9 protein-coding genes are annotated in these 5,313 nt (G+C 60.1%); 7 read left to right on the forward strand and 2 right to left on the reverse strand.

The window, feature by feature from the left end; translation table 11 throughout:
• Nucleotides 1–319: Sir2 family NAD-dependent protein deacetylase (locus tag OC610_RS20450; protein ID WP_332880481.1), on the reverse strand; the 319-nt coding region annotated here is incomplete at its 3' end.
• Nucleotides 320–497: 178 nt separating this feature from the next.
• Between OC610_RS20450 and OC610_RS20455 the strand changes: the two genes are divergently transcribed.
• The 3 genes from OC610_RS20455 (at nucleotide 498) to OC610_RS20465 (ending at nucleotide 1,616) form a co-directional block, all read left to right on the forward strand.
• Nucleotides 498–1,007, forward strand: coding sequence for a ferritin-like domain-containing protein (locus OC610_RS20455; protein WP_264430257.1), 510 nt, complete (start codon nucleotides 498–500; stop codon nucleotides 1,005–1,007).
• 66 nt (nucleotides 1,008–1,073) lie between these two features.
• Nucleotides 1,074–1,343 (forward strand): hypothetical protein, encoded by a 270-nt coding sequence (locus tag OC610_RS20460; RefSeq protein ID WP_264430259.1) that lies wholly within the window; start codon nucleotides 1,074–1,076, stop codon nucleotides 1,341–1,343.
• A 24-nt stretch (nucleotides 1,344–1,367) separates the two neighbouring features.
• Nucleotides 1,368–1,616 carry a metallothionein gene (locus tag OC610_RS20465; protein WP_264430260.1) on the forward strand — a complete coding sequence of 83 codons (249 nt, stop codon included), beginning with the start codon at nucleotides 1,368–1,370 and terminating at the stop codon, nucleotides 1,614–1,616.
• 9 nt (nucleotides 1,617–1,625) lie between these two features.
• On the opposite strand, the gene OC610_RS20470 is transcribed toward OC610_RS20465, so the two are convergent.
• The gene (locus tag OC610_RS20470) at nucleotides 1,626–1,805 is read right to left on the reverse strand and encodes a hypothetical protein (RefSeq protein WP_264430263.1); all 180 of its coding nucleotides are present in this window, start codon (nucleotides 1,803–1,805) and stop codon (nucleotides 1,626–1,628) included.
• A gap of 292 nt (nucleotides 1,806–2,097) precedes the next feature.
• On the opposite strand from OC610_RS20470, the gene OC610_RS29775 reads away from it, so the two are divergent.
• The 4 genes from OC610_RS29775 (at nucleotide 2,098) to OC610_RS20495 (ending at nucleotide 5,296) form a co-directional block, all read left to right on the forward strand.
• Nucleotides 2,098–2,475, forward strand: a complete 378-nt coding sequence (locus tag OC610_RS29775; RefSeq protein WP_269808053.1) for a con-10 family general stress protein — start codon at nucleotides 2,098–2,100, stop codon at nucleotides 2,473–2,475.
• A 280-nt stretch (nucleotides 2,476–2,755) separates the two neighbouring features.
• Nucleotides 2,756–3,637, forward strand: a complete 882-nt coding sequence (locus OC610_RS20485; protein ID WP_264430265.1) for a manganese catalase family protein — start codon at nucleotides 2,756–2,758, stop codon at nucleotides 3,635–3,637.
• 108 nt (nucleotides 3,638–3,745) lie between these two features.
• The gene (locus OC610_RS20490) at nucleotides 3,746–4,675 is read left to right on the forward strand and encodes a ZIP family metal transporter (RefSeq protein WP_264430267.1); all 930 of its coding nucleotides are present in this window, start codon (nucleotides 3,746–3,748) and stop codon (nucleotides 4,673–4,675) included.
• A 120-nt stretch (nucleotides 4,676–4,795) separates the two neighbouring features.
• Entirely contained in the window at nucleotides 4,796–5,296 is a 501-nt protein-coding gene (locus OC610_RS20495; protein WP_264430270.1) for a YciE/YciF ferroxidase family protein, read from the forward strand.
• Nucleotides 5,297–5,313: the final 17 nt, after the last annotated feature.

The raw sequence follows: 5,313 nt of genomic DNA on the forward strand, positions 1-5,313 counted from the left end.
CGTTCTGCGTGATCAGCCCGCTGATGCGGTCCTGCTCCTGCAACTCGGCCAGGGCCTGGTGCGCCGGGTTCGGGCGGGCCTGGCGCATGCGTGGCCAGCCCAGCATCGCCCGCGCCCAGTAGCGCCGGCGGGCCTCGGGTCGGGCGAGGAACTCCTGGTACATCATCGGCTGCCGGCCCCGTCGCACGCCGTCGTTGTCCCGATAATCAGGAATGCCCGACGGGGTGCTGATGCCCGCGCCCGTGAGCACCAGGAAACGGCGTCCTGTCATATAAGCCTGCAATTGATCGATCGGATCACGGTGTAGATCGTCGGGCATGGGTGCTCTCCGCTGGCCTTGAGTCGTTGAGGGTAGCACCGGGTTCGTCCCACGCCTTTCGTCGCCCTCGCGCGGTGTTTGTTCAAACTTTCCCGGCGCCTCTGAAATCCACCTTATGTGCGGTACTTCAGCGCTCTTGCGCCGCGCTGCGCTAATGAACACGGATAAGGAGAACGCAATGGCAACCCCTAAAGAGAACCTGCTGGATTGGCTCAACGACGCCCACGCCATGGAACAGCAAGCAGAGAAAATGCTCAAGGCCCAGGCCGAGCGCCTGGAGCATTATCCGGTGCTCAAGGCTCGGATCGAACAGCACATCGAAGAGACGCTCGGCCAGCAGAAACTGGTCGAAGGGTGCATCCAGCGCCTGGGCGGCAGCACCTCGATGATCAAGGACATGGCCGGCAAGCTCATGGCGTTCGGCCAGGCCGTGGGCGGCATGACGATGAGTGACGAAGTGGTCAAGGGCGCCATGAGTGGCTACGTCTTCGAGAATCTCGAGATTGCTTCCTACACGGTGCTGATCGCAGCGGCGAAAGCGGCCGGCGATGTCGAGACCCAGAAGGCCTGCGAGCAGATCCTGCCTCAGGAAATCGCCATGGCTGACTGGCTGCGCGACCACCTGCCGGAAATCACCCAGGCGTTTCTCGAGCGCTCGGCCAACCCGCATACCGAAGCCAAACGCTGATGCAAAGGCGCGGTCGCTGGCATTGCGGCCGCGCCAAACCTGCCGTCAAACGCAAAGAGGACAGGTATGAAGCAGATCACCGGTGAGGTAAGAGCCATCAATCGACAGAGTGCGAGGGTCGGCGTGTACGTGGCCGAAGAAGACGGTCATACGGTACTTGAACTGGGCCCCGCCAATGACGTGGACATCGGCGACATCATGGAATGGGACAGCGGCGCGGCCCTGGGCACCCAGACGTATCGCAACCTGACCAAGGGTTGGGCCGACGAGGTGTATGTGGCGAAGCATGGCGTTGCGGCTGCGAACCTTGAGGTCCAACTGCTGGTGGGATCCTGACAGTTGCAATGCAGGAGAAGGATCATGAGCGAATTGAAGTGTGGCTGCCCCGGCTGTCACTGCGAGGTTGATCCCGAGCGGGTGTTCAACCATGACGGCGAGGCCTATTGCAGCCAGGCGTGCGCCGAGCAACACCCGAACGGAGAGCCGTGCCCGGCGCCGGATTGCCACTGCGAAAACAGTGGCAAGGTCGGCGAAAGGGACATCACCAACAACCAGCTGGATGAAGCGTTGGAGGAAACCTTCCCCGCCAGCGACCCGATTTCACCTTGAATACTCGCTTTATCCGGGCATCGACGACAGGGTGCCCGGACACCGCAAGCCGGTCAGTGCGGTGGTGCAGGACAACACCGGCAGCCCGCGAGTTTTGGCTTCCTGGAACGGCGCGAGGCCGGGGTGACGAGACCGGTGCAGTGGGGTGCCGGCGCCACTCGGCCCTTGGCGGACAGCGTGGAAAGACACGCACTGTTTTTTACTGTATGTCATAGACAAGTGTGGGAGCGAGCCTGCTCGCGAAAGCAATTTATCAATCAGTTAACTTTCAACTGCTTTCGCGAGCAGGCTCGCTCCCACATATCAACCACCGCTTGGGTGATAGCGAATTTCAATTCATCGCAAGCGCAGCGGTAACTCAATAGAGTTGCTACCGTTCGTCGCCCTTTGAAGAACTTTCTTCAAACCTTGTTCGCGTCAGGTTTTCCGAATAAGTACGAGCCAACAGGGTTCGCAAATAGCAACTAACGAGGTGAATGAAATGGCAAATACAGGTAATAACAACCCTGGCAATTTCGCTAACGATCGTGAAAAAGCATCTGAAGCCGGCAAGAAAGGCGGCCAAGCGTCGGGCGGCAACTTCGCCAACGATCCGGAACGCGCAGCCGAGGCTGGCCGTAAGGGTGGCCACGTGTCGGGTGGCAATTTTGCCAACGATCCGGAACGCGCCGCAGAGGCCGGTCGCAAAGGCGGACAAGCCTCGGGTGGCAATTTTGCCAATGACCCTGAACGGGCTTCGGAAGCGGGTCGCAAAGGTGGCCAGGCCTCCGGTGGCAACTTCGCCAATGACCGGGAAAAGGCTTCCGAAGCCGGTAAGAAAGGCGGTGAAAACAGCCACGGCGGCGGTCGTAATTCGTAATGCCCGATGGTCTGCAGGCCTCATGCCGTTTGGCATGAGGCCTGTACCGTAAAATGTTTGGAAGTGTCTATAAAGTCGGGCATGTCATGCCCCGCTTCGCTTGGCCGTTAATTATTTAAGTTTCACAACTAAGGCGTGTTTTGTTTTGCAGTAATGCAACGACCATTCGTCTTGTGCCGTGAATAAAAAATAAATTTTATCCCGACAACTTCTTCTGACTGTCATGGGCCTGTCGTCGGCAGGGATCCCATGAACTGCGTCCTGACCGAGGAGTTCAATCATGTTTGTACATAACAAGCGATTGCAATATACCGTGCGTGTCGCCCAGCCCAATCCAGGCCTGGCGAACCTATTGCTGGAACAGTTTGGCGGTGCCCAGGGTGAATTGGCGGCCGCATCGCGTTATTTCACCCAGGCCTTGTCCGAGGATGATCCGGGCCGCAAGGACCTGCTGATGGACATCGCCACCGAGGAGCTCAGTCACCTGGAGGTGATCGGCTCGATCATCGTCATGCTGAACAAAGGCGCCAAGGGCAAGATGGCCGAAGGCGTCGAGCAGGAAGGCCAGCTGTACCGCGAGATCAACGGTGCGGGCAATGACTCCCACATCACCAGCGTGCTGTATGGGGCCGGTTCGCCGCTGACCAACTCGGCGGGCGTTCCATGGACCGCGGCCTACATCGACACGATTGGCGAACCGACCGCGGACATGCGTTCCAACATCGCCGCGGAGGCCCGGGCGAAAATCGTTTATGAGCGATTGATGAACGTCACCGACGACCCCGGCGTGAAGGAAGCCCTGGGCTTCTTGATGACGCGTGAGATCGCTCACCAGTTGTCGTTCGAGAAAGCCCTGCACGCCATCCAGCCCAACTTCCCGCAGGGCAAACTGCCTGGCATGCCGGAGTTCACCAATGTGTACTTCAACATGTCCCAGGGTGAGCCTTCGGTGCGCGGTCCCTGGAACCAGGGCGACGATTGGGAATTTGTCGAGAACCCGACGCCGGCGGTCGATGGCGGCGATGGCCTGGCCAGTGTGCAGTTGAGCGAGAAGGATGAAGCGTTGCTGATGGACATGAAGGCGCGGACGATGTCCAACCCGGAAAGCAACCCCACGACAGGCGCGGACCTGGGCGCGGGGATGCAAAACGAGAAGCTGTGAGGTATCGGCGAGGGGGCCAGGCTCCCTCGCCTGAACATATCGCTTGATCGTTCCTTTGGTTGCGGGTGACGATCAGGCACCGTGCGGTTAAATCAACAAGGACATTCGATGGACCAGCCCACCTCCCGGATCCGCTCGCCCTGGCGTACCTGGCTCGATCCCGTGCAAAACAATTTGCTGCTGGGATCGATCTTCTGGCTCGGATTGGCGCTGGTCGCCGCACTGCTGCTCTATAGCGGCTACAACGCGCTGGTGGGGGCCAACCGCCAGAACCTGGGCTATGCGGTGCTGGGCGGTACGTCCGGTTTTGCCGCTACGGCCCTCGGCGCGGTGATGGCGGTGGTGTTGCGCGATATCTCGTCGCGCACCCAGGACATCATGCTGGGGTTCGCTGCCGGGATGATGCTGGCGGCGAGTTCGTTCTCGTTGATCCTGCCGGGCATCGACGCCGCGCAGGTCATTTGCGGCAACCAGTTGCTGGCCGCCCTTGTGGTCGTGATCGGCCTGGGGCTGGGCGTCCTGCTGATGATCGGTCTCGACCGTTTTGTGCCCCATGAGCATGAACTGAGTGGCCGGCGCGGTCCCGAGGCCAAGCGTATCAACCGGGTCTGGTTGTTTGTCCTGGCGATCACGCTGCACAACCTGCCGGAGGGCATGGCCATTGGCGTCAGTTTTGCCAATGGCGATTTCAAGGTCGGCCTGCCCCTGACTACCGCCATCGCCATCCAGGACATCCCCGAAGGCCTCGCCATCGCCATGGCGTTGCGGGTGACCGGCATCAGCACCCTGCGCGCTGCCTTGATTGCGGTCGGCTCCGGACTGATGGAGCCCCTGGGGTCGGTGATCGGCCTGGGCATGTCCTCCGGCGTGGCCGTGGCTTACCCCATCAGCCTGGGGCTGGCGGCGGGGGCGATGATCTTCGTGGTATCCCACGAGGTGATCCCGGAAACCCACCGCAACGGTCACGAAACGCCGGCGACCCTGGGGCTGATGATGGGGTTCGCGGTGATGATGTTCCTGGACACGGCGCTGGGTTGAATCGTTCGTCCCACCCTCCGTCCAGGCATGGGCAGATTTCTTGAACATCCGCAAAAACCTCCGAGTCAGTTTGAACAGGTGAAGCGCGGCTTCACCCTTCATTGACCGGAGGATATTCAGATGGCCAGAAAAACCGTGACGGACCTGTTCATTCACGAACTGTCCGATGTCTACAGCGCCGAAAAACAGATCACCCGCGCCTTGCCGCGCATGGCCCGGGCCACCACCAACCCGTTATTGGCCCAGGCCTTCAATGATCACCTTGAAGAAACCCAAGGGCAGATCGAACGCATCGACACCCTGGTGGAAGTGGCAGGCATCAAGCTCAAGCGCATGAAGTGCATCGCCATGGAAGGGCTGGTGGAAGAGGCCAAGGAGTTGATCGAGGAAATCGATAAAGGCGCGGTGCTCGACGCGGGGCTGATCGGCGCGGCGCAAAAAGTCGAGCATTATGAAATCGCCAGCTACGGCACGCTGATTGCGATGGCCAAGCATTTGAACCTGGGCGATGAAGTCGTCGGCCTGCTGCTGGCGACCCTCAAGGAAGAAAAAGCCACTGACGAGAAGCTGTCGAAAATTGCCGAGCAGGGTGGCAACCAGGCGGCGACGATGGAATCCTGATGGCGACATAACCGCTT

Source organism: Pseudomonas agronomica (genome assembly GCF_025917275.1).
Lineage (GTDB): Bacteria > Pseudomonadota > Gammaproteobacteria > Pseudomonadales > Pseudomonadaceae > Aquipseudomonas > Aquipseudomonas agronomica.

What these genes read in the sequence shown, in the direction of transcription:
- OC610_RS20495 (WP_264430270.1), top strand. Translation starts at nt 4,796, where the DNA reads ATGGCCAGAAAAACCGTGACGGACCTGTTCATTCACGAACTGTCCGAT.
- OC610_RS20460 (WP_264430259.1), top strand. Translation starts at nt 1,074, where the DNA reads ATGAAGCAGATCACCGGTGAGGTAAGAGCCATCAATCGACAGAGTGCG.
- OC610_RS20490 (WP_264430267.1), top strand. Translation starts at nt 3,746, where the DNA reads ATGGACCAGCCCACCTCCCGGATCCGCTCGCCCTGGCGTACCTGGCTC.
- OC610_RS20485 (WP_264430265.1), top strand. Translation starts at nt 2,756, where the DNA reads ATGTTTGTACATAACAAGCGATTGCAATATACCGTGCGTGTCGCCCAG.
- OC610_RS20465 (WP_264430260.1), top strand. Translation starts at nt 1,368, where the DNA reads ATGAGCGAATTGAAGTGTGGCTGCCCCGGCTGTCACTGCGAGGTTGAT.
- OC610_RS29775 (WP_269808053.1), top strand. Translation starts at nt 2,098, where the DNA reads ATGGCAAATACAGGTAATAACAACCCTGGCAATTTCGCTAACGATCGT.
- OC610_RS20455 (WP_264430257.1), top strand. Translation starts at nt 498, where the DNA reads ATGGCAACCCCTAAAGAGAACCTGCTGGATTGGCTCAACGACGCCCAC.